This window comes from Microbacterium paludicola, from assembly GCF_039529675.1.
GTDB lineage: Bacteria > Actinomycetota > Actinomycetes > Actinomycetales > Microbacteriaceae > Microbacterium > Microbacterium paludicola.
The window spans coordinates 191,678-212,003 of record NZ_BAAANG010000001.1; the positions used below are offsets into that span (position 1 = coordinate 191,678).

A 20,326-nucleotide genomic window follows, 5' to 3' on the forward strand; every position below is an offset into this window, starting at 1 on the left:
CGGCTCCTTCCGTCACGGATGATCCCGGATGTTCCCCGGGTCAACCCACGCTAGGAGCCCGCCTTCGATCATGCACGGGGGTCGCGCTCAGCGGGAGTTTGCGCTAGACGAGCGGCTCAGCCCGCGGACTCCTCCGGCCGCTCGGCGACCTCGAGCTCGGCCTCGTCGGGAACGTAGCCCTCGACGTGGCGCTCGTCGGGCCCGTTGTAGGCCGACAGGGGGCGGATGAGCGCGTTCGACGCCTGCTGCTCGAGGATGTGCGCGGTCCATCCGGTGATGCGCGCCGCGACGAAGAGCGGTGTGAACGTGAGCGTGTCGAAGCCCATCAGGCTGTAGGCCGGGCCGGACGGGTAGTCGAGGTTCGGGTAGATGCCCTTGCGCGAGACGAACTCGCTCTCGAGCGTCTCGTAGAGCTCGGCGACATCCGGCCGGTCGTAGTGCGCGACGAGCGTGTCGAGCGCGGCCTTCATGGTGGGCACGCGCGAGTCGCCCTTCTTGTACACACGGTGTCCGAAGCCCATGATCTTGCGCTTCTCTGCGAGGGCCGCATCCAGCCACGGCACGACGTTCGACGCGTCGCCGATCTCGGTCAGGATGTGCAGCACCGCCTCGTTCGCACCGCCGTGCAGCGGACCCTTGAGGGCGCCGATCGCGCCGGTCACGGCCGAGTACAGGTCGCTGAGCGTCGAGGTGATGACCCGGGCGGTGAAGGTCGACGCGTTGAAGGAGTGCTCCGCGTACAGGATCATCGAGCGGTTGAACGCGTCGACGACGACCTCATCCGGCTCTTCCCCGAACGTCTGCCACAGGAAGTTGGCCGCGTAGTCGAGGTCGTCGCGGGCCTCGACGAGATCGAGTCCGCGGCGACGGCGCTGCCCGTAGGCGACGATCGCCGGCAGCTGCGCGAACAGCCGGATGCTGCGCTCGAGGTTCTCCTCCGGAGAGCCGACCGCATCCAGGACGTTCGAGATCCCGGCGGTCTCCTCGGCGCCGATCGCGCTCACCGCGGTGCGCACCTCATCCATCGGATGCGCGTCGACGGGGAGCCCGTCGATCACCGCCTTGACGCTCGGCAGCAGAGCCCGGTGCCGCCGCTCCGTCTCCCGCAGCTCGGCGAGCTGCGCGTCGGTCGGCAGCTCGCCGTGCCACAGCAGGTGCGCGACGGCCTCGAACGACTGGGTGGCTGCGAGCTCCTGCACCGGATAGCCGCGGTACAGCAGGCTGTTCGTCTCGGGGTTCACCTTGCTGACCGCGGTGTAGTCCACCACCACGCCGGCGAGGCCCTTCTTGATGTCGGTATCGGTCATGTCTCTCCCTGAGCGTGAGGCGTGCGGATGTCAGCGGTCGAGCTGGAAGTCGAAGACGCCCGAGTCGAAGTGGTTGTACCCCTCGTAGTCGATCAGATCGTAGAGATCCGCGCGATGCTGCATCTCGCCGAGCTTCGACGTCAGGTGCCCCTCGTCGGTGAGCGTGTCGAGCGCCCGGCCGGCGGCTCCCATGGCGATCCGCAGCAGCGAGACGGGCCAGATCACGATGTTGACGCCGACGTCACGCAGCTGGTCCACGGAGAACAGGTCGGACTTGCCGAACTCGGTCATGTTCGCCAGGATCGGCACGTCGACGGCCTCACGCACGGCCGCGAACTCCTCGAGCGTGCGCATCGCCTCGGGGAAGATCGCGTCCGCTCCCGCATCGACCAGCGCCTTCGCGCGGTCGATCGCGGCGTCTAGCCCCTCGACGGCACGGATGTCGGTGCGCGCCATCACGAGGAAGTTGTGGTCGCGCCGGGCGTCGACCGCCGCCCGGATGCGCTTCAGGGCCGTCGACTCGTCGACGACCGCCTTCCCGTCGAGGTGCCCGCAGCGCTTCGGATTGACCTGGTCCTCGATGTGCGCGCCGGCAAGGCCCGCGTCCTCGAGCGTCTGGATCGTGCGGGCGACGTTCATCGGCTCGCCGAAGCCGGTGTCGGCGTCGATGATCGCGGGCAGTTCGGTCATCCGCGCGATCTGCTGCCCTCGGCCGGCGACCTCTGTCAGCGTCGTGAGCCCGATGTCCGGCAGCCCGAGGTCGGCCGACAGCACGGCGCCCGAGATGTAGACGCCCTCGAAGCCCTTGCGCTCGATGAGACGGGCGGAGAGGGGGTTGAAGGCGCCGGGGAACCGCAGCAGCTCGCCGCTCGCGAGGCGCTCGCGGAACAGCCGGCGCTTCTCGTGCGCCGGGGTCTGGGAGTACAGCATCAGAACAGCCCCTTCGGCCCGGGAACGATCACGCCGGGCTCGGCGACGATCGTCAGGCGGCGCACCTCGTCGGCCGAGAGCTCGGGCAGGCGCTGCACGAGCTCGAGGAAGCGCTCGATCTCGTCCGCCGCCAGCACCGGCTCGGCGAGCAGGCGGAACTTCCGGATGTAGTCCTCCCGCGCGAACGGGCGGGCGCCGAGCGGGTGCGCATCCGCGACCGCGATCTCCTCCTGAACCGTGGATCCGTCGGCGAGGGTGATCTCGACGCGACCGCCGAACGCCTTCTCGTTCGGGTCCTCCGAGTGGTAGCGGCGCGTCCACTCCGGGTCCTCCCGCGTGGTGACCTTGTTCCACAGCTCGACCGTGTCGGCGCGGCCGGCCCGCTCGGGCGTGTAGGAGTCGACGTGGTGCCACGCGCCGTCCTGCAGCGCGACCGTGAAGATGTACGGGATCGAGTGGTCGAGCGTCTCGCGCGAGGCGGTCGGGTCGTACTTCTGCGGGTCGTTCGCGCCCGAGCCGATCACGTAGTGCGTGTGGTGGCTGGTGTGCAGCACGATCGAGCGGATGTTCGCCGGGTCGCGCAGCTCGGGGCGCTCGGTGCCGAGGCGGCGCGCGAGGTCGATCCACGCCTGCGCCTGGTACTCGGCCGAGTGCTCCTTCGTGTACGAGTCGAGGATGCCGCGCTTCGGCTCGCCCGGGGCGGGGAGCGGCACCTCGTACGCGGCGTCCTTGCCGTCGAGCAGCCAGGCGATCACGCCGTCCTCGCCCTCGTAGATGGGGCTCGGCGAGGTCTCGCCGCGCATCGCGCGGTCGACCGCCTCGACGGCGAGCTTGCCGGCGAAGGCCGGGGCGTGCGCCTTCCACGTGGAGATCTCGCCCTTGCGGGACTGGCGCGTGGCGGTCGTGGTGTGAAGCGCCTGGCCGACGGCCTGGTAGATCGTCTCGGCGTCGAGGCCGAGCAGGGTGCCGATGCCGGCGGCCGCCGAGGGGCCGAGGTGGGCGACGTGGTCGATCTTGTGCTTGTGCAGCGAGATCGCGCGCACCAGGTCGATCTGGATCTCGTAGCCCGTGGCGAGCCCGCGCAGCAGGGCGGCGCCATCCTGTCCCGTGTGCTGCGCGACAGCGAGGATCGGCGGGATGTTGTCGCCGGGGTGCGAGTAGTCGGCGGCGAGGAACGTGTCGTGATAGTCGAGCTCGCGCACCGCCACGCCGTTCGCCCACGCGGCCCACTCGGGACTCGTCACGCGGTCGAGCGCGCAGCCGAAGATCGTGGCGCCCGCTCCCCCGGCCGACACCGCGTGGTCCTCTGCCTGCTGCCGGGCCGCGACGACGGGACGGCGCGTGAGCGATGCGGCGGCGACCGCGGCGTTGTCGATCACGCGGTTGATGATCATGTCGGTGACGTCGGCCTCGACGGCGACCGGGTCGACCGCGACCTCGGCGATCTTCCAGGCGAGCTGGCCCTCGCGCGGCAGGTTCTCGTCGCTGCGGTGGACGCGGACGTGGTGGTTCACGGTCATGTGGGCTCCTCCTGCGGGAGATCAGTCTGGATGGATTCGAGGATCGTCGTGAGGGCGTTGTGGAGGTGCACGTGCGTCGCGTGGGCGGCGAGGTCGCCGTCGCCGGCGGCGATCGCCGCGGCAATCAGGCGGTGCTCGGCGACCGACTGCGCGAGCCGGTCGGGGTTGTCGCGCGCCATGCGTCGGACGCGCACGAGGTGCGTGCGGAGATTGCGCAGCGCCGAGACGAGGTGCGAGTTGTCGACCGTCCGGTCGACCGCGGCGTCGAACCGGGCGATCAGCTCGTAGTACGCATCGGCATCGGCGGCCGGATGCGCGTCGGCGAACTCCGCGGCGAGCATGGCGAAGACCGCCCGATCCGCGCGCTTCGCCGCGAGCCGCACGGCCGTCTCCTCGAGCGCGCGACGCACGTCGAAGAGATCCCGGATGTCGTCGGCGTCGATGTCGGCAACCACCGTCACGCGCGGCGACTGCTGCACGACGAGACCGGCGTTCGCGAGGCGGCCGATGGCCTCGCGCATCGGCGTGCGGCTGACCCCGAGTCGCAACGCCTGCTCGACCTCGCTGACGACGGCTCCCGGTCGCAGGCGCCCGCTCTGGATGTCGTCGAGCAGCGTCGCGTACGCGCGGTCGCTCGCCTTCATCCGGTTCTCGTCAGCCACGCTGTATACGTTAGGCGCGAACGCGGTCCGTGTCGAGGCGTTCAGAGGGCCGGTATGCATACATTCAATGGACGACGGCCCCGAGCCTAGGCTCTATCCCATGACACGCGGCATGGGGATCACCGTCGGCATCCTGGTGGGCGCCGTGGTGTTGATCTATCTGATCGTCGTCACGGGCGCGCTCGCGTTCGTCTTCGATCCCGAGCCAGAGTCCGACCTCGGGTACGGGACGAGCGCCTTCCACGCGTTGGCACGAGGCTGACCCCGCGCAGACAAACAGTGGCCGTCCGGCCCTTATCGCGCGGCCACAGGGCCCTTGCGCACCGATTGTCCGCCGCAGCGCCCCGGAAACCAGAAACGCCGCCCCGGGGGACGGCGTTCGGGTGTGGAGCCTAGGAGATTCGAACTCCTGACATCCTGCTTGCAAAGCAGGCGCTCTACCAACTGAGCTAAGGCCCCGGAAGGGGTGGATCTCGAAAGACCCTCGGGAGAGTTTACATGGGCCGGCGACCCCGGTTCTCGTCCCGTTGTCAGGATGGGGCCGACCCGCAGCGCCCGGGAACGAGAAAAGCCTCCGCTTCCGCGAAGGCTCTCGATGGTGGGGGTACCAGGACTTGAACCTGGGACCTCTTCATTATCAGTGAAGCGCTCTAACCGCCTGAGCTATACCCCCAAGAGGGAAGGACTTGCGTCCTCAACCTCAGAGACTTTACCCGATCCGCACGGCGTTCGCGAATCGGGACAGTCCCGCGCGCGTCAGTTCGAGGTGAAGCCGACGAGCAGTCCGCCGGTGATCTTGACGGCGAGGTTGTAGATCCCCGCGACCACCGCGCCGAGCACGGTGACGACCACCAGGTTCAGGATCGCGACCACGGTCGCGAAGGCCATCACCTGCGGCAGACCGATGAAGTCGGAGATCGCGATGTCGCCCTCCGTGAAGCCCTTGAAGAACTCATCCGCCTGGGCGATGAGGCCCGTCGTCTGCACGACCATGTAGATCAGGAAGAACGCGACGATCGTCACGATCGCGAGCGCCACGGCCGCCAGGAACGACAGCTTCACGGCCGACCAGAAGTCGATGTACACAAGGCGCAGTCGCACCTGCTTGGCGTTTGTCTTGTGAGTCGACTTCTTCGCGAGCTTGTCGGCTACCGTGCTCATGCGTTCTCTCCGGGGGTTTCGGGCGCGGTCTCGGCGGACGCCTCCTCGACGGCGGGCTCGCCGTCGGCGTCGTCCAGGGCCACGACGCTCCGCTCGGTGTTGCGGGCGATGGCCAGGATGCGGTCGTCCTTGTCCGGACGCGCAAACAGCACGCCCATGGTGTCGCGGCCCTTGGCGGGGACCTCGGCAACGGCCGAGCGTACCACCTTGCCCTTGGCGAGAACCACGAGCACCTCGTCGTCCTCCGAGACGATGAGCCCGCCGGCGAGGCCGCCGCGCTCATCCGACAGCTTGGCCACCTTGATGCCCAGGCCGCCGCGTCCCTGCACCCGGTACTCGCTCACGTGAGTGCGCTTGGCGAAGCCGCCCTCGGTGACGACGAACACGTATCCCTCGTCGGTGACGACGTTCGCGGTCAGCAGGCTGTCACCCTCGCGGAATGACATGCCCTTCACACCGCTGGTGGAGCGACCGAGCGGTCGCAGCGCCTCGTCGGTCGCCGAGAAGCGCAGCGACTGGCCACCGCGGCTGATCATCAGGATGTCCTCGGACGAGTCGACGAGCAGCGCGCTGACGAGCTCGTCGTCCTCGCGCAGCTTGATCGCGATGATGCCGCCCTGGCGGTTCGAGTCGTACTCGGCGAGACGCGTCTTCTTCACGAGACCCGCACGCGTGACGAGCACGAGGTTCTCGGCCGCCTCGTAGTTCTTGAGCTCGATGATCTGCGCGATCTGCTCATCCGGCTGCAGCGCGAGAAGGTTCGCGACGTGCATCCCCTTCGCGTCGCGACCGGCCTCCGGCAGCTCGTAGGTCTTCGTGCGGTAGACGCGACCCTTGGTCGTGAAGAACAGCAGCCAGTGGTGCGTCGTCGTGACGAAGAAGTGCTCGACCACGTCGTCGGCGCGCAGCTGCGCCCCGCGCACGCCCTTGCCGCCGCGGCGCTGTGAGCGGTAGTTGTCGCTGCGCGTGCGCTTGACGTAGCCCTCGCGCGTGACGGTGACGACCATGTCCTCTTCGGCGATGAGGTCCTCCATGGACACATCGCCGTCGAAGCCGTGGAGGATGTGCGTGCGCCGCTCGTCGCCGAAGCGGTCGACGATCTCGGTGAGCTCGGTGCGGACGATCTCGCGCTGACGCATCTCGTCGGCGATGATCGCCTTGAAGTCCTCGATCTGCGCCTCGAGCTCCGCGGCCTCGTCGATGATCTTCTGGCGTTCCAGGGCGGCGAGGCGACGCAGCTGCATCGACAGGATCGCGTCGGCCTGGATGTCGTCGATCTTCAGCAGGTCTTTGAGGCCCTCGCGCGCCTCGTCGACCGTGGGCGAGCGGCGGATGAGCGCGATGACCTCGTCGAGCGCATCGAGCGCCGCGAGGTAGCCGCGCAGGATATGCATCCGTTCCTCGGCCTTGCGCAGGCGGAACTTGGTGCGACGGACGATGACCTCGAGCTGGTGGGCGATCCAGTAGCCGATGAAGCCGTCGAGCGACAGGGTGCGGGGCACGCCGTCCACGATGGCGAGCATGTTCGCGCCGAAGTTCGTCTGCAGCTCGGTGTGCTTGTACAGGTTGTTCAGCACGACCTTCGCGACCGCGTCGCGCTTGAGCACGACGACGAGGCGCTGACCGGTGCGGCCCGAAGTCTCGTCGCGGATGTCGGCGATGCCGGTGACTTTGCCCTCGCGGGCGAGCTCGCCGATCTTCACGGCGAGGTTGTCGGGGTTCACCTGGTACGGAAGCTCGGTGATCACGAGGCAGGTGCGGCCCTGGATCTCCTCGATCTCGACGACCGCGCGCATCGTGATCGAGCCGCGGCCGGTGCGGTACGCCTCGTGGATGCCCTTGGTGCCGAGGATCTGCGCGCCGGTCGGGAAGTCGGGGCCGGGGATGCGCTGCATCAGGCCCTCGAGCAGCTCCTCGCGAGGGAGGTCGGGGTTGGCGAGGGCGAACAGCGCGCCGTCCGCGACCTCGCGGAGGTTGTGCGGCGGGATGTTCGTGGCCATGCCGACCGCGATGCCGACCGATCCGTTGACCAGCAGGTTCGGGAAACGGGCAGGAAGGACCGTGGGCTCCTGCGTCTCGCCGTCGTAGTTGTCCTGGAACTCGACGGTGTCCTGCTCGATGTCGCGCACCATCTCGAGCGCGAGCGCGGCCATCTTCGTCTCTGTGTACCGGGGGGCCGCGGCGCCCTGGTTGCCCGGCGAGCCGAAGTTTCCCTGCCCCTGCGCGAGCGGATAGCGCAGCGACCACGGCTGCACGAGGCGCACGAGGGCGTCGTAGATCGCCGAGTCGCCGTGCGGGTGGTACTGACCCATGACCTCGCCGACGACGCGGGCGCACTTCGAGAACTTCTTGTCGGGACGGTAGCCGCCGTCGTACATCGCGTACACGACGCGGCGGTGCACCGGCTTCAGTCCGTCGCGCACGTCGGGCAGCGCGCGCCCGACGATGACGCTCATCGCGTAGTCGAGGTAGCTGCGCTGCATCTCCGACTGCAGGTCGACCTGGTCGATCCGGCCGTGGTTGTGCGCGGCGGTGAGGTCGGGGCGTTCTTCGTCAGTCATGTTCTCTTCGATTCAGTTCTCGAGATTCGCTTGCGACGTTTCGACTCGTCGCTTCGCTCCTCGCTCAACGACCGGGTCGTGGGGAGTAGAGCAGGGGGACTAGATGTCGAGGAAGCGGACGTCCTTGGCGTTGCGCTGGATGAAGGAGCGACGCGACTCGACGTCCTCGCCCATCAGCACCGAGAAGATCTCATCGGCCGCGGCCGCGTCGTCGATCGTGACCTGCTGCAGCGTGCGGGTCTCGGGGTTCATCGTCGTGTCCCACAGCTCGTGGTCGTTCATCTCGCCGAGGCCCTTGTAGCGCTGGATTCCCGCCTCCTTGGGGATGCGCTTGCCTGCGGCGGCGCCCTCCTTCAGCAGGGCGTCGCGCTCGCGGTCGCTGTAGACGTACTCGTGCGGAGCGTTCGTCCACTTGAGGCGGTACAGCGGCGGCATGGCGAGATAGACGAAGCCGGCCTCGACCAGGCCGCGCATGTAGCGGAAGAGCAGGGTCAGCAGCAGCGTCGTGATGTGCTGACCGTCGACATCGGCATCCGTCATCAGGACGATCTTGTGGTAGCGGGCCTTCTCGATGTCGAACTCCGGCCCGATGCCCGTGCCGAAGGCCTGGATCATCGCCTGGACTTCCTTGTTGCCCATCGCCTTGTCGATGCGCGCACGCTCGACGTTCAGGATCTTGCCCCGCAGCGCGAGGATCGCCTGCGTGTGCGGGTCGCGGCCGCCGACGGCCGAGCCGCCGGCCGAGTCGCCCTCCACGAGGAAGATCTCGGAGATCGACGGATCCTTCGACGTGCAGTCCTTGAGCTTGTCGGGCATCGCGGCCGACTCGAACACGCTCTTGCGGCGAGCGGTCTCGCGCGCCTTGCGCGCGGCGAGGCGCGCGGTGGCCGCGTCGATCGCCTTGCGGATGACGTTCTTCGCCTGCGCGGGGTTGCGCTCGAACCAGTCGGCGAGCTGGTCGCCCACCACCTTCTGCACGAACGCCTTCGCCTCGGTGTTGCCGAGCTTGGTCTTCGTCTGCCCCTCGAACTGGGGCTCGGAGAGCTTCACGGAGATGACGGCGGTCAGGCCCTCGCGAACGTCGTCGCCCGTGAGGTTGTCCTCCTTCTCCTTGAGGAGGTTGTTCGCGCGCGCGTACTTGTTGACGAGTGTCGTCAGCGCCGCGCGGAACCCCTCCTCGTGCGTGCCGCCCTCGTGCGTGTTGATCATGTTCGCGTAGGTGAAGACGTTCTCGCTGTAGGACGTCGTCCACTGCATCGCGATCTCGACCGACATCCGGCCGTCCGCCTGCTCCTGCTCGAGCACGACGATGTCCTCGTTCACGTGCTCGGCCTTGCGCACCTTGTTCAGGTACTCGACGTAGTCGACGAGGCCGCGCTCGTAGTGGAAGACGTTGTGGCGCTTGACCATCTCGGTCGAGCCGTCCTCGCGCTGCACCTCCTCGGCCGAGTCGGGGCGCTCGTCGTAGAGCTCGATCCGCAGCCCCTTGTTGAGGAACGCGGTCTGCTGGAAGCGGGTGCGCAGCGTCTCGTAGTCGAAGTCGACGCCCTCGACGAAGATCTCCGGGTCGGGCCAGAACGTGATGGTGGTGCCGGTCTCGTCCGTGTCCTCGCCCTGCTCGACGGGGGCAAGCGGAACGCCGCCCTTCTCGAACGACTGCCGCCACACGCTTCCCTGACGCTTGACCACCGCGTCGAGGCGGGTCGACAGTGCGTTCACGACGGACGAGCCGACGCCGTGGAGGCCGCCGGAGACCGCGTATCCGCCGCCGCCGAACTTGCCGCCGGCGTGAAGCACGGTCAGCACGACCTCGAGCGTCGACTTGCCCTCGGTCTTGTGCATGTCGACCGGGATGCCGCGGCCGTTGTCGACGCAGCGGAGGCCGCCGTCGGCGAGGATCGTCACGACGATGGTGTCGCAGTAGCCGGCGAGGTGCTCGTCGACCGAGTTGTCGACGATCTCGTACACGAGGTGGTGGAGGCCGCGCGGACCCGTGGATCCGATGTACATGCCCGGACGCTTGCGCACCGCCTCGAGACCCTCGAGGACCTGGATGGCGTCTGCGCCGTACTCTCCTCCGACCTTCCTGGAGGAGCGGTCAGGGACCTGCGGTTGCGTCGGCGCGTTCGGCTCGTCCTGGTTGTCGATCGTCATGTGCGGGGGCGCTCCACATCTGTATTCGGGTGCACCGCCATCCTATCAAGCGGGACAGTCCCGACTGGCCGTGACAGGCCCGCAGACGCACGAAATCCGATCCGGATACCCCGGGACGTGGGTCACCCGTAGGTATCGCGCGGGCCGCGCCCTGGAATCGATCTGGGGCCCCATTTCCAGGTGGGGACGTCCGGCCCGACGAAGCGCACCGACGACACCCCCGCCTCGGGGTACCTCGTGACGATCTGCGTGAGGATCTGCGCGCGCATGTACGACAGGTTCTTCGCCCATGCCGTCGAGTCGCACTGGATGGTCAGCGTGCCGTCGTTGAGCGACACCGGGCTCGAGTGCTGCGCGGTCTCGGCGCCGGCGACGTCCTCCCACTGGCGCACGAGGTCCTCGCGCGCCAGCTGGGGAGCCCAGCCGTGCGCGCGGGTCAGCCCGTCGAGGGCGTCGCCGATCGACCCGGGATCGCGCCCCTTCATAAACGGCTGGTTGTCGTCGTCGTCCGTGCGACGCTTCTTCTTATTGCGCCACTGCGCGCGCCGGCTCGGCTCGAGGCCCCGCAGCCGGAGGTAGGTCGAGATCGTCTCGGGGATGTCGTCGGTCATTCGGCGCCCCCTTCGGCTGCGGCGGGAGAGACGGCCACGGGCGACGAGCCGTCCAGCGGATGCTCGCGCAGCGGACCGAGCACGCGCCCCGACTCGATCCGCACCGCGTTCGCGCGCAGGGGCTCGGGGACGTCGCCCGCCACCGCGGCCGTGACGATCACCTGCTCGTAGTCGGCCACCACGCCGGCGAGCCGTGCGCGCCGGTCGGCGTCGAGCTCGGCGAAGACGTCGTCGAGGATCAGCACCGGGTCTCCGCCGGGTGACTCGGCCCGCAGCAGCTCGGCCGAGGCGAGGCGCAGCGAGAGCGCGACGGACCACGACTCGCCGTGAGAGGCGTACCCCTTCACCAGGAGACCGCGCACGCGCAGGATGAGGTCGTCTCGATGCGGGCCGACGAGGGTCAGTCCACGATCGAGTTCTGCGGCGCGCTTCTCCTGCAGGGCCGCGCGGAACAGCTCGGCGGTCGCGCCGGCTGCCGGGTCCTGGTGGTCGTCGCCCTCTTCGGGGTCCGCCCCGCGAATCGACAGCGCCCACTCGAGCTCGGGGCGGTGATCCTCGCCGGCGATCGCGGCGTACGCGGCGGAGACCGGCGCGGCGAGATCCTGAGCGAGGCGGGCGCGGGCGTCGATGATCTCTGATCCGAGCGCGACGAGCTTGTCGTCCCACACGTCGAGCGTCGGCAGCTGCGTCGACTTCATGCCGCGGGCGCGGGCCGACTTGAGCAGCGCCGTGCGCTGCCGGAGGGTGCGGTCGTAGTCGGCGAGCACCGCCGACATCCGCGGTGTCCGCTGGATCAGCAGCTGGTCGGCGAACCGGCGCCGCGACGACGGGTCGCCGCGGACGATCTGCAGATCCTCCGGCGCGAACAGCACCACCTGCGCGTAGCGCGGCAGCTCGTTCGTGCGGACGGGCGAGCCGCCGATCCGCGCCTTGTTCGATCCCTGCTTGTTGAGCTGCAGCTCGAGCGTCACCCGCCGCTCGCCGTGGGCGAGGCGCGCCCGGACGAACGCGGCATCGCACCCCTCGCGGACGAGCGGCGCATCGGCCGACACCCGGTGGGAGCCGAGGGTCGCGAGGTAGGCGATCGCCTCGGCGAGATTCGTCTTGCCCTGACCGTTGCGCCCCACGAGCACATTCGGTCCCGGGCTGAGCGCGAGCTCGGCTTCCGCATAGTTGCGGAAGTCCTTCAAGCTCAGGTGCTCGACGATCATGATTTTCTTCGGTAGAGCATGGTGGCGTTCGCGATCGTTCGCCCGGCGCAAGCGCCGGGACTCAAGATCGCGCGCTGTCGCTCCGCTCCATCGGGGGCAGACGCCGCGTTCTCGAGGTGGTCGGCAGTCGCTCCGCTCCACGCTCGCTTCGCTCGCACGGCCTGCACTCCTCCTTCGTCCGGTTCTTCACCTCAACTCAACCACCATCGACCGACACCCACCTGATTCGCGAGCGACTGCCACCCCTTGCGACCGCAGGGAGCGTAGAGCGAAGCGGCCGCCCCCATGTCGATGAAGTGACGCCCATCCTCGGATGGAGCGAAGCGGCAGCCCGCGATCACAAGTCCCGGCGCGAAGCGTCGGGCGAGAGATCGCGCACGCTCACTGCACTACCCCGCGAAGCGGGAAATCAGCGAAGCAGCAGGTTCGGCTGCAGCAGGTACTTGAAGGAGTCCTTGCCTGCCTGGTCGACCGAGGTCTGGCTGGTGATCAGCACGGGGCTGAGCTTGTTGGCGTTGTCGCTCGACGTGAACGTGATGCGCACGAACTCGCTCTTGACCGCCGCGAGGGATTCGAGCAGGTACTGCGGGTTGAGGCCAAGTGTGACGTCCTCGCCCTGGAGGTGCGCGTCGACGGACTCGGAGGCGCGCGCCTGGTCGCCACCCGAGGCGTCCATCGTCACCGACGATGTGGTGAAGGTGAAGCGCAGCGGCGCCGAGCGGTCGAGCACCAGCGCGACGCGACGCACTGCCTCGGTGAGGTCGGCGGTGCTCACGACTGCGTAGTGGTCGGTCTGCTCGGGGAACAGGCGGCGCACGGGCGGGAAGTTGCCCTTGATCAGCAGCGAGGTGACGGTCTTGTTGCCCGCGGTGAAGGCGATGATCTCGCGGTCGCCCGATCCGGAGAAGGCGATCGAGATGTTGCCGCCGTGCGAGAACGTCTTGCCGACCTCCTGCAGCGTGCGGGCGGGGACGAGCGCGTGGGCCTCCTGCTGGCCGCCGTCCCAGTCGATGTCGCGCAGCGCGACGCGGTAGCGGTCTGTGGCGACGAGGCTGAGCTGCTGGTCGGTGACCTCGAGCTGCACACCGGTGAGCACCGGGGTGACGTCGTCGCGCGAGGCGGCGAAGGCGACCTGCGCGATCGCCGTGGCGAAGTCGTCGGCCGGGACGAGACCCGACTCACCGGTGACCTCGGGGATCGCGGGGTATTCCTCGACGGGCATCGAGGCGAGGGCGAACCGGGCTGAGCCGCAGGTGAGGGCGATGTTGCCGTCTTCCTCGGTCGTCATCTGGATCGGCGCGTTGGGCAGCCGGCTTGCGATGTCCGACAGCAGACGCCCGTGGACGAGGATCGTGCCCGGCTCGTCGATCGTCGCCTCGATCGTGGTGCGCGCCGATGCCTCGTAGTCGAAGGCCGACAGCGCGAGCGCGCCATCCTCGGTCGCCTCGATCAGCACGCCGGCCAGGATCGGCTGGGGGTTGCGCTGGGGCAGCAGCTTGACGACGAACGACACGGCCTCGCTGAAGACGTCGCGGTTCACGTGGAACTTCACTGGTGCTTCCCCTCGAATCACAACAATCACGGACCTCACCGCCCGTGGGCCTCCCATGCTAGTGCCCGGCTGGGATTCCTGTGATTCCACCGCTTTGGCCGGTCACGGTCATCGGACTCCCTCAGAAGACAAGAGATCTGTAGTGGTAGTAGCGCCTGTGGAAAATGTGGATAACTCTGTGGATCCCCGTCGCGCGTAGGGAACTACACAGTTGTGAGTTGTGGATCTGCTGCGGACGGTCCGGGGATGAGCTCGGCGGGGTCGAGACGTCGCCGAGCGGTGAGTCCACACCTCGTTCGCGTGTCGTTCACATGCGCCGTGGCGTGTCTCAACAGTTATCCACAAGTTTTCCACATGGGGAGAAGTCGTTATAGGGCTGCCCGGCGGCACGTGTCAAGCGCGGATCGAGGCATACATGCGGACGCGAATCGACGCCTGATCCGGAATGCGGGCCGATCCGGCTCAGGAGGCGGAGACGACGCGGATGGGCGTTCCGCTGGCCCAGGCGCGCACGTCCTCGAGGGCGTCGCGGTAGAAGATCGCGTACTGCTCACGGGTCACGTACCCGATGTGGGGTGTCAGCAGGGTGCGCGGCGCGGTGAGAAGCGGATGATCGGCCGCCAAGGGCTCCTCGTCGAACACGTCGAGGGCGGCGCCGCCCAGTGCCCCGGATTCGAGGGCGGTCACCAGGGCCGCGGTGTCGACGAGGCCGCCCCGGGCCGTGTTGACGAGCAGGCCCTGCGGGCCGAGGGCCTCCAGCTCGGGGCGCCCGACGATGCCGCGGGTGCGTTCCGACAGCCGGAGGTGAAGAGTCGCGATGTCGGCGCGGGAGAACAGCTCGTGCTTCGATACGTGCTCCGCCCCGGCGTCGGCGGCGCGCTCGGCGGTCAGGTTCTCGCTCCATGCGAGCACGTCCATCCCGAACGCCCGGGCATAGCCGGCCATCCGGATCCCGATCTTCCCCAGCCCCACGATGCCGAGCGTCCGTCCCGACAGCTCGCCGCCGATGCCCGTCTGCCAACGGCCGTCGCGCAGCGCCCGCTCTTGACCGGGGATGTCGCGGACGGCGCTCATCAGCAGGGCCCACGAGAGCTCCGGTGCCGCGGAGGCGGACGCGCGCGTGCCGCACACGGTGATCCCGAGTTCGTCGGCCGCGGCCACGTCGATTCGACGCGTTCGCCGCTCCGGTCGTGATCAGGAGTTCGAGGCGCGGCAGGCGCTCGAGCACCCGGCGCGGGAACGGCGTCCGCTCACGCATCGCGACGATCGCCGTGGCGTCTGACAGCGCGGCGACGAGAGCATCCTCATCCGGATGCGGATCGCGCAGGGCGCGCACATCCCAGCCGTCGAGCTCGTGCCACGGCGCGAACTGCAGCGCGACCCCCTGGTAGTCGTCGAGGAGGACGAGGGTCGGCATTGTCGTGCGGGAGTGGCTCAGCGGCGACCGAGCTGCGTTGTGATCTCGGTGACCTGGTTGTAGATCGAGCGGCGCTCCTTCATGAGCTCGCTGATCTTCTTGTACGCGTACATGACCGTGGTGTGATCGCGGCCGCCGAACAGCTGACCGATCTTCGGCAGCGACAGGCTCGTCCGCTCGCGGCAGAGGTACATGGCGATCTGCCGGGCCTGCGCGACCGCCTGCGATCGGCTGGAGCCGTACAGGTCGTCGACGGTCAGCTTGAAGTAGGCGGCGGTGGCCGTGATGATGTCGTTCTCCGACACCACGTTGTCCTCGGTCTGGTCGACGATGTCGCGCAGCACGTTCTGCGCGAGCTGGATGTCGACATCCGACCGGTTCAGGCTTGCGAACGCGGACACGCGGATCAGGGCGCCCTCGAGCTCGCGGATGTTCGTCGAGACGACGGTCGCGATGTACTCGACGACGTCGTCCGGGATGTAGAGCCGCTCCGACTGCGCCTTCTTGCGGAGGATCGCGATACGCGTCTCGAGGTCGGGCGCCTGCACATCGGTGATGAGGCCCCACTCGAAGCGGCTGCGCATCCGGTCCTCGAAGCCCGTGAGGTGCTTCGGGGCGACATCCGAGGTGATCACGACCTGCTTGTCGTGGTCGTGAAGCGTGTTGAAGGTGTGGAAGAAGGCCTCCTGCGTCTCGGCCTTCCCCTGCAGGAACTGGATGTCGTCGATCAGCAGGATGTCCACATCGCGGTAGCGCGCGTTGAAGGCGGCGCCGCGGTTGTTCGCGATCGAGTTGATGAAGTCGTTCGTGAACTCCTCGCTCGAGACGTAGCGGACGCGGACGCCCGCGAACAGGCTCTGCGCGTAGTCGCCGATCGCGTGAAGGAGGTGCGTCTTGCCGAGGCCCGAGTCGCCGTAGATGAAGAGCGGGTTGTACGCCTTCGCCGGCGCCTCGGCGACCGCGACCGCCGCGGCGTGCGCGAACCGGTTGGACTGGCCGATGACGAAGTTGTCGAACGTGTACTTCGGGTTGAGGCGCGTGTCGCTGCGGCTCGGGGTGTGCGACTCGACCGTGCTCTCGACCGGCCGCTGGGGCTGGGCCGGCGGGGCCTCGGTCGGCGGGAGCATCGGGGGAAGCTGCACCTCGGACAGATCGGGGCTCACGGTGACGCGGAACGACTGGGCGTCGTCGCCGATGCGGGCGAGGGCATCCATGATCGGCTCGCGCAGGCGCTTGGTGATCTGCGCGGCCGTGAGGTCGTTCGGCACGGCGAGGTAGAGCGTCCCGCCCATGACGCCCTCGGCGACGACGAGGCTCAGGAACCCCTTCATCGGCGGCGTGACGCGGTCGTCGTGCTCGAGCTCGTTCAGCACGGCACGCCACACTGGGACCTCCGGGATGGCCGGTCCGGGCGTTGCGTCCTGCGTAGACATGGGTCCCCTCAAACTGATGAACGATCCACAGGGCATCCTCTCGGGTGGGATGCTTCGGCGCGATCACGCGGCTCAGCCTGTGGATAACTGGTGCCACGCTAGTCATCCAGAGGCGTATCGGCAAATGGCGATCCGGGCACCGGAGGCGGGTGGGCGCGTGTCCCTGCGGCGTCCCGGCGCGGGCTGTGGAGATACTGTCAGGTTGTCGGGCTGGTTTGCGAGAACTACACGAGCGGACGTACTCTAGGTCGGTTGACTTATGCCCTCGAGGCATTCCCGTACCGTCTACGTCTCCGGCAGCTTCCGATCCGGTGACACCTTCTCCGGAGTGATCCCATGAGCAAGCGCACTTTCCAGCCCAACAACCGTCGTCGCGCCAAGAAGCACGGCTTCCGTGCCCGCATGCGCACCCGCGCCGGTCGCGCCATCCTCGCCGCTCGTCGCGGCAAGGGCCGCACCGAGCTGTCGGCGTAACGCCGGCTCGCTGGGCCACCCCGCAGCCGACCGGCCTGTGCTCGCGCGGCCGAGACGCCTCACCCGCGGCGACGATTACCGATTCGTCGTCCGCCGGGGCGCTCGGTGCGCAGGCGCGAACACCGTGACCCACGTCGTGCTGACAGCCGAACCGCGCGCCGCGCGGTTCGGCTTCATCGTGAGCAAGGCCGTGGGGAACGCGGTGACGCGCAACACCGTCCGTCGACGCCTCAAGGCGGTCTGCGCAGAGGCGCTGCCCGAGGTGCGCGAGGGAGCCGACGTGGTGATCCGCGCGCTCCCGTCCGCCGCGACGGCGACGTTCCAGGAGCTGCGCACGGAAGTGACGCGCTGTCTTGCGCGGAGGGCCGCAGCGTGAGTGTGCTGCCGGCCTCCGCACGCGGGACCGCGCGTTTTTCCGTATCCGGGATGCGCCCATCCGACGCGCTCGTCGCCGTCTCACTGCTCCCCCGCAACGCGGGACTCTCCCTGCTTCACGGCTACCGGGCCGTCATCTCGCCGATCTACGGCGACGTCTGCCGCTACTACCCGTCGTGCTCGGCCTACGCCGTGACCGCGGTGCAGCAGCACGGACTCGTGAAAGGATCGGTGCTCGCGGCCGCGCGCATCGCCCGGTGCCACCCCTGGGCGGCCGGTGGACAGGACGACGTCCGTCCGCACCCGGCCTTCCGCTACGACCTCACTCCACACGGCTTCGTCGTGCCCTGTCGAAAGGACTGATCCCTCGTGGATTTCTTCGGAACGATCCTCTGGCCCCTGAAGTGGGCCGTGGAGGCGATCCTCGTCGCCTGGCACTGGCTGTTCACGACCCTCGGCCTGCCGGCTGCCGGCGGCCTGACCTGGATGCTGTCCATCGTCGGCGTCGTGATCATCGTGCGCTCGGCGCTGATCCCCCTGTTCGTGCGGCAGATCAAGAGCCAGCGCGCGATGATGGAGCTCGCCCCGCAGATCCGCAAGATCCAGGAGCGATACAAGGGCAAGCGCGATCAGCTGTCTCGTGAGGCGATGAGCCGCGAGACGATGGACCTGTACAAGAAGCACGGCTCCAGCCCGCTCAGCGGCTGCTGGCCGCTGCTCGTGCAGATGCCGATCTTCTTCTCGATGTACTACACGCTGTCGGACGTCAAGCTGCACGCCGACAGGGGTGTCGGCGGCGTCGGCCTGCTGAACGCCGAGCTCACGAAGCAGTTCAACGACGCGAAGCTCTTCGAGATCGCGCCGTTCCACCAGACGCTCGGTGACGCGTGGGCCGCCGGCGCGACGTCGACGATCGTCATCCTCGCCGTCCTCGTGGTGCTGATGATCGCGTCGCAGTTCTACACGCAGCTGCAGATCATCTCGAAGAACCTCTCCCCCGAGGCCAAGACCGGCCAGGCGTACCAGATGCAGCGCATCATGCTCTGGGTGCTGCCGCTGGGCTTCATCTTCTCGGGCGTCTTCTTCCCCCTCGGTGTGGTCCTGTACTGGTTCTTCAGCAACCTGTGGACGATGGCGCAGCAGTTTGTGGTCATCCGCGAGCTCCCGACGCCCGGCTCCGAGGCCGCCAAGGCCCGCGAGGAGCGCCTCGCCCGCCGCGGCAAGGCGCTCAACTCGCAGGGCAAGGTCGTGTCCATGGCCGAGTACGAGGAGGAGCAGCGTCGCCTTCTCGAGGAGTCCGAGAAGCGCAAGGCTGTGCAGCCCAAGCGCCAGCAGCCGATGGGAAAGCAGCGCGCGAAGAAGCAGGCGCAGCGCTCGGACGGCACCGGGTCGACCGCGAAGCCGGATGACGACGGCTCCGCGGGTGCACCGGTTTCGTAATACCCTCTGATCAGGCATTATCCCGTTCTCTGACACTCGCGAGGATCTGCACATGAGCACCACTCCCGTCACGGGCGACGCCCCCACTCAGGCCGAGCTCGAGGCCGAGGGCGACATCGCCGCCGACTACGTCGAGGGCCTGCTCGACATCGCCGACATCGAGGGCGACCTCACGCTCGACGTGAAGCAGGGTCGCGCGTACGTGTCGGTGGAGTCGGATGACGACTCGCTCTCCGTGCTCGCCCACCCCGACACCGTGCAGGCGCTGCAGGAGCTGACGCGGCTGTCGGTGCAGGCGAAGACCGGGCGCTTCTCGCGTCTGATCCTGGACGTCGGCGGATCGCGAGACGCTCGTCAGCGCCAGCTGGAGAAGCTGGTGGATGCCGCCGTGGCCCGCCTCGACGAGGGCGCCTCGCAGGCGTCGCTTCCCGCGATGTCGAGCTACGAGCGCAAGCTCGTCCACGACATCGTGGCCGACCGCGGCCTCGTGTCGGAGTCGTACGGCGACGGCGCCGACCGTCACACCGTCATCCGGCGGGGCTGATCGTGGAGGGCCTCGAGCCGGAGCCGGCGGCTGCCGTCGCGCTGTTCGGCGACCGGATCGAGCTCGCCCGGGCCTTCACCGCAGCACTGGCGGAGCACGGCGAGGAGCGCGGGCTGATCGGCCCGCTCGAGGTTCCGCGCCTCTGGACCCGCCACATCCTGAACAGTGCGATCGCCGCTCCCCTGTTCCCCGCGGGTGGCGTGGTCGGAGACGTGGGTTCTGGTGCAGGACTGCCCGGGATCGTCCTCGCCATCGCGCGTCCGGATGTGCGGTTCGTGCTGATCGAGCCGATGGAGCGTCGCGTCGCCTGGCTCGAGGAGCAGGTGGCGGCGCTGGGTCTGGACAACGTCGTCGTCGAGCGGGCGCGCGCCGAGGAAGCCGGCCGCTACGAGGGAACCCTGGATGCCGTGACCGCCCGCGCGGTCAGTGCGCTGCGGACGCTGATCCCCTGGGTCGCGCCCCTTGCGCGCGATGGCGGCGAGCTGATCCTGTTGAAGGGCACGGGCGCTCCGACGGAGATCGAGGCGGCGCAGAAAGCGATCCGCAGTTACAAGCTGAGCGACGTCCGCGTCGAGGTGCTCGGCGAGGGCGTTCTCGCGGAGGAGACCCGCGTGGTCCGGGCGGTCGTCCGCGGCTGAAGTCCCGGGTGGGTTTCACGTGAAACGGCGTGCAGTCTTGCGGCTGCTGGTCGTTGAGCGGAGTGAGCGAGGAGCGTAGCGACGAGTCGAAGCCGCGGCTGTAGGGGTCGGCCTCGGCTCGCTTCGCTCCGCTCAGCCCGTTTCGACTCCGCTTCGCTCCGCTCAACGACCGGCCGGTGTTTCACGTGAAACGGCGTGCGGTCTCGCGGCTTCTGGTCGTTGAGCGGAGTGAGCGCCAGCGAACGCAGTCGAAACGGGGTGAGCGAGGAGCGCAGCGACGAGTCGAAGCCGCGGCTGCACGCGGGATCGGCCTCGGCTCGCTTCGCTCCGCTCAGC

Annotated in this window: 19 protein-coding genes and 2 tRNA genes; 7 read left to right on the plus strand and 14 right to left on the minus strand. The window is 68.5% G+C overall.

From position 1 onward, the window contains the following. Positions 1–116: 116 nt before the first annotated feature. The 4 genes from ABD161_RS00945 to ABD161_RS00960 are packed head-to-tail and all read right to left on the minus strand — an operon-like array spanning position 117 to position 4,401. Positions 117–1,307, minus strand: coding sequence for a bifunctional 2-methylcitrate synthase/citrate synthase (locus ABD161_RS00945; protein ID WP_343998820.1), 1,191 nt, complete (start codon positions 1,305–1,307; stop codon positions 117–119). Between the two features lie 30 nt (positions 1,308–1,337). Next, on the minus strand, positions 1,338–2,237 hold the full coding sequence (gene prpB / locus ABD161_RS00950) for a methylisocitrate lyase (protein WP_343998822.1): 900 nt from the start codon (positions 2,235–2,237) through the stop codon (positions 1,338–1,340). Then, positions 2,237–3,757 (minus strand): MmgE/PrpD family protein, encoded by a 1,521-nt coding sequence (locus ABD161_RS00955; protein WP_343998824.1) that lies wholly within the window; start codon positions 3,755–3,757, stop codon positions 2,237–2,239. Before ABD161_RS00955 ends, prpB begins: the two co-directional genes overlap by 1 nt. Continuing rightward, positions 3,754–4,401, minus strand: coding sequence for a GntR family transcriptional regulator (locus tag ABD161_RS00960; RefSeq protein ID WP_343999112.1), 648 nt, complete (start codon positions 4,399–4,401; stop codon positions 3,754–3,756). Before ABD161_RS00960 ends, ABD161_RS00955 begins: the two co-directional genes overlap by 4 nt. A gap of 118 nt (positions 4,402–4,519) precedes the next feature. On the opposite strand from ABD161_RS00960, the gene ABD161_RS00965 reads away from it, so the two are divergent. Then, positions 4,520–4,681: a hypothetical protein gene (locus ABD161_RS00965; RefSeq protein ID WP_343998826.1), complete on the plus strand. Its 162-nt coding sequence runs from the start codon at positions 4,520–4,522 to the stop codon at positions 4,679–4,681. A gap of 124 nt (positions 4,682–4,805) precedes the next feature. On the opposite strand, the gene ABD161_RS00970 is transcribed toward ABD161_RS00965, so the two are convergent. From ABD161_RS00970 to dnaA, 10 genes are all read right to left on the minus strand, one after another. After that, a tRNA-Ala gene (locus tag ABD161_RS00970) sits at positions 4,806–4,878 on the minus strand. A 137-nt stretch (positions 4,879–5,015) separates the two neighbouring features. Next, positions 5,016–5,092 (minus strand) — tRNA-Ile (locus ABD161_RS00975). Positions 5,093–5,175: 83 nt separating this feature from the next. Next, entirely contained in the window at positions 5,176–5,580 is a 405-nt protein-coding gene (locus tag ABD161_RS00980; protein ID WP_135114641.1) for a DUF3566 domain-containing protein, read from the minus strand. Further along, complete coding sequence (gene gyrA / locus ABD161_RS00985) at positions 5,577–8,141, minus strand: DNA gyrase subunit A (RefSeq protein ID WP_343998829.1); 2,565 nt, start codon at positions 8,139–8,141, stop codon at positions 5,577–5,579. Before gyrA ends, ABD161_RS00980 begins: the two co-directional genes overlap by 4 nt. A gap of 99 nt (positions 8,142–8,240) precedes the next feature. Then, on the minus strand, positions 8,241–10,295 hold the full coding sequence (gyrB, locus tag ABD161_RS00990) for a DNA topoisomerase (ATP-hydrolyzing) subunit B (RefSeq protein ID WP_343998831.1): 2,055 nt from the start codon (positions 10,293–10,295) through the stop codon (positions 8,241–8,243). 122 nt (positions 10,296–10,417) lie between these two features. Continuing rightward, positions 10,418–10,906 (minus strand): DciA family protein, encoded by a 489-nt coding sequence (locus ABD161_RS00995; protein WP_343998832.1) that lies wholly within the window; start codon positions 10,904–10,906, stop codon positions 10,418–10,420. Continuing rightward, on the minus strand, positions 10,903–12,117 hold the full coding sequence (gene recF, locus ABD161_RS01000) for a DNA replication/repair protein RecF (protein ID WP_343998834.1): 1,215 nt from the start codon (positions 12,115–12,117) through the stop codon (positions 10,903–10,905). The genes ABD161_RS00995 and recF overlap by 4 nt, the downstream gene beginning before the upstream one ends. 409 nt (positions 12,118–12,526) lie before the next feature. After that, positions 12,527–13,669 carry a DNA polymerase III subunit beta gene (gene dnaN, locus ABD161_RS01005; protein ID WP_135114636.1) on the minus strand — a complete coding sequence of 381 codons (1,143 nt, stop codon included), beginning with the start codon at positions 13,667–13,669 and terminating at the stop codon, positions 12,527–12,529. Between the two features lie 462 nt (positions 13,670–14,131). Next, entirely contained in the window at positions 14,132–14,830 is a 699-nt protein-coding gene (locus ABD161_RS01010) for a D-2-hydroxyacid dehydrogenase family protein (RefSeq protein ID WP_343998836.1), read from the minus strand. 273 nt (positions 14,831–15,103) lie between these two features. Further along, positions 15,104–16,555 carry a chromosomal replication initiator protein DnaA gene (dnaA, locus tag ABD161_RS01015; protein ID WP_406916658.1) on the minus strand — a complete coding sequence of 484 codons (1,452 nt, stop codon included), beginning with the start codon at positions 16,553–16,555 and terminating at the stop codon, positions 15,104–15,106. Between the two features lie 300 nt (positions 16,556–16,855). Between dnaA and rpmH the strand changes: the two genes are divergently transcribed. The 6 genes from rpmH to rsmG are packed head-to-tail and all read left to right on the plus strand — an operon-like array spanning position 16,856 to position 19,990. After that, positions 16,856–16,993 (plus strand): 50S ribosomal protein L34, encoded by a 138-nt coding sequence (gene rpmH / locus ABD161_RS01020; protein ID WP_043595303.1) that lies wholly within the window; start codon positions 16,856–16,858, stop codon positions 16,991–16,993. A gap of 37 nt (positions 16,994–17,030) precedes the next feature. Beyond that, positions 17,031–17,369 (plus strand): ribonuclease P protein component, encoded by a 339-nt coding sequence (rnpA, locus tag ABD161_RS01025; RefSeq protein ID WP_135114633.1) that lies wholly within the window; start codon positions 17,031–17,033, stop codon positions 17,367–17,369. Positions 17,370–17,419: 50 nt separating this feature from the next. Further along, positions 17,420–17,731, plus strand: coding sequence for a membrane protein insertion efficiency factor YidD (gene yidD / locus ABD161_RS01030; protein ID WP_135114632.1), 312 nt, complete (start codon positions 17,420–17,422; stop codon positions 17,729–17,731). Positions 17,732–17,737: 6 nt separating this feature from the next. Further along, positions 17,738–18,808 carry a membrane protein insertase YidC gene (gene yidC / locus ABD161_RS01035; protein ID WP_135114631.1) on the plus strand — a complete coding sequence of 357 codons (1,071 nt, stop codon included), beginning with the start codon at positions 17,738–17,740 and terminating at the stop codon, positions 18,806–18,808. 52 nt (positions 18,809–18,860) lie between these two features. Then, positions 18,861–19,352, plus strand: coding sequence for a Jag family protein (locus tag ABD161_RS01040; RefSeq protein WP_135114630.1), 492 nt, complete (start codon positions 18,861–18,863; stop codon positions 19,350–19,352). 2 nt (positions 19,353–19,354) lie between these two features. Further along, positions 19,355–19,990: a 16S rRNA (guanine(527)-N(7))-methyltransferase RsmG gene (gene rsmG / locus ABD161_RS01045; protein WP_343998842.1), complete on the plus strand. Its 636-nt coding sequence runs from the start codon at positions 19,355–19,357 to the stop codon at positions 19,988–19,990. The last annotated feature ends 336 nt before the right edge of the window (positions 19,991–20,326 follow it).

What these genes read in the sequence shown, in the direction of transcription:
- ABD161_RS00955 (WP_343998824.1), bottom strand. Translation starts at nt 3,757, where the DNA reads ATGACCGTGAACCACCACGTCCGCGTCCACCGCAGCGACGAGAACCTG.
- ABD161_RS00960 (WP_343999112.1), bottom strand. Translation starts at nt 4,401, where the DNA reads ATGAAGGCGAGCGACCGCGCGTACGCGACGCTGCTCGACGACATCCAG.
- rpmH (WP_043595303.1), top strand. Translation starts at nt 16,856, where the DNA reads ATGAGCAAGCGCACTTTCCAGCCCAACAACCGTCGTCGCGCCAAGAAG.
- ABD161_RS00965 (WP_343998826.1), top strand. Translation starts at nt 4,520, where the DNA reads ATGACACGCGGCATGGGGATCACCGTCGGCATCCTGGTGGGCGCCGTG.
- ABD161_RS01040 (WP_135114630.1), top strand. Translation starts at nt 18,861, where the DNA reads ATGAGCACCACTCCCGTCACGGGCGACGCCCCCACTCAGGCCGAGCTC.
- dnaA (WP_406916658.1), bottom strand. Translation starts at nt 16,555, where the DNA reads ATGCCCTGTGGATCGTTCATCAGTTTGAGGGGACCCATGTCTACGCAG.
- ABD161_RS00995 (WP_343998832.1), bottom strand. Translation starts at nt 10,906, where the DNA reads ATGACCGACGACATCCCCGAGACGATCTCGACCTACCTCCGGCTGCGG.
- ABD161_RS00945 (WP_343998820.1), bottom strand. Translation starts at nt 1,307, where the DNA reads ATGACCGATACCGACATCAAGAAGGGCCTCGCCGGCGTGGTGGTGGAC.
- gyrB (WP_343998831.1), bottom strand. Translation starts at nt 10,295, where the DNA reads ATGACGATCGACAACCAGGACGAGCCGAACGCGCCGACGCAACCGCAG.
- prpB (WP_343998822.1), bottom strand. Translation starts at nt 2,237, where the DNA reads ATGCTGTACTCCCAGACCCCGGCGCACGAGAAGCGCCGGCTGTTCCGC.
- gyrA (WP_343998829.1), bottom strand. Translation starts at nt 8,141, where the DNA reads ATGACTGACGAAGAACGCCCCGACCTCACCGCCGCGCACAACCACGGC.
- recF (WP_343998834.1), bottom strand. Translation starts at nt 12,117, where the DNA reads ATGATCGTCGAGCACCTGAGCTTGAAGGACTTCCGCAACTATGCGGAA.
- ABD161_RS00980 (WP_135114641.1), bottom strand. Translation starts at nt 5,580, where the DNA reads ATGAGCACGGTAGCCGACAAGCTCGCGAAGAAGTCGACTCACAAGACA.
- yidD (WP_135114632.1), top strand. Translation starts at nt 17,420, where the DNA reads ATGCGCCCATCCGACGCGCTCGTCGCCGTCTCACTGCTCCCCCGCAAC.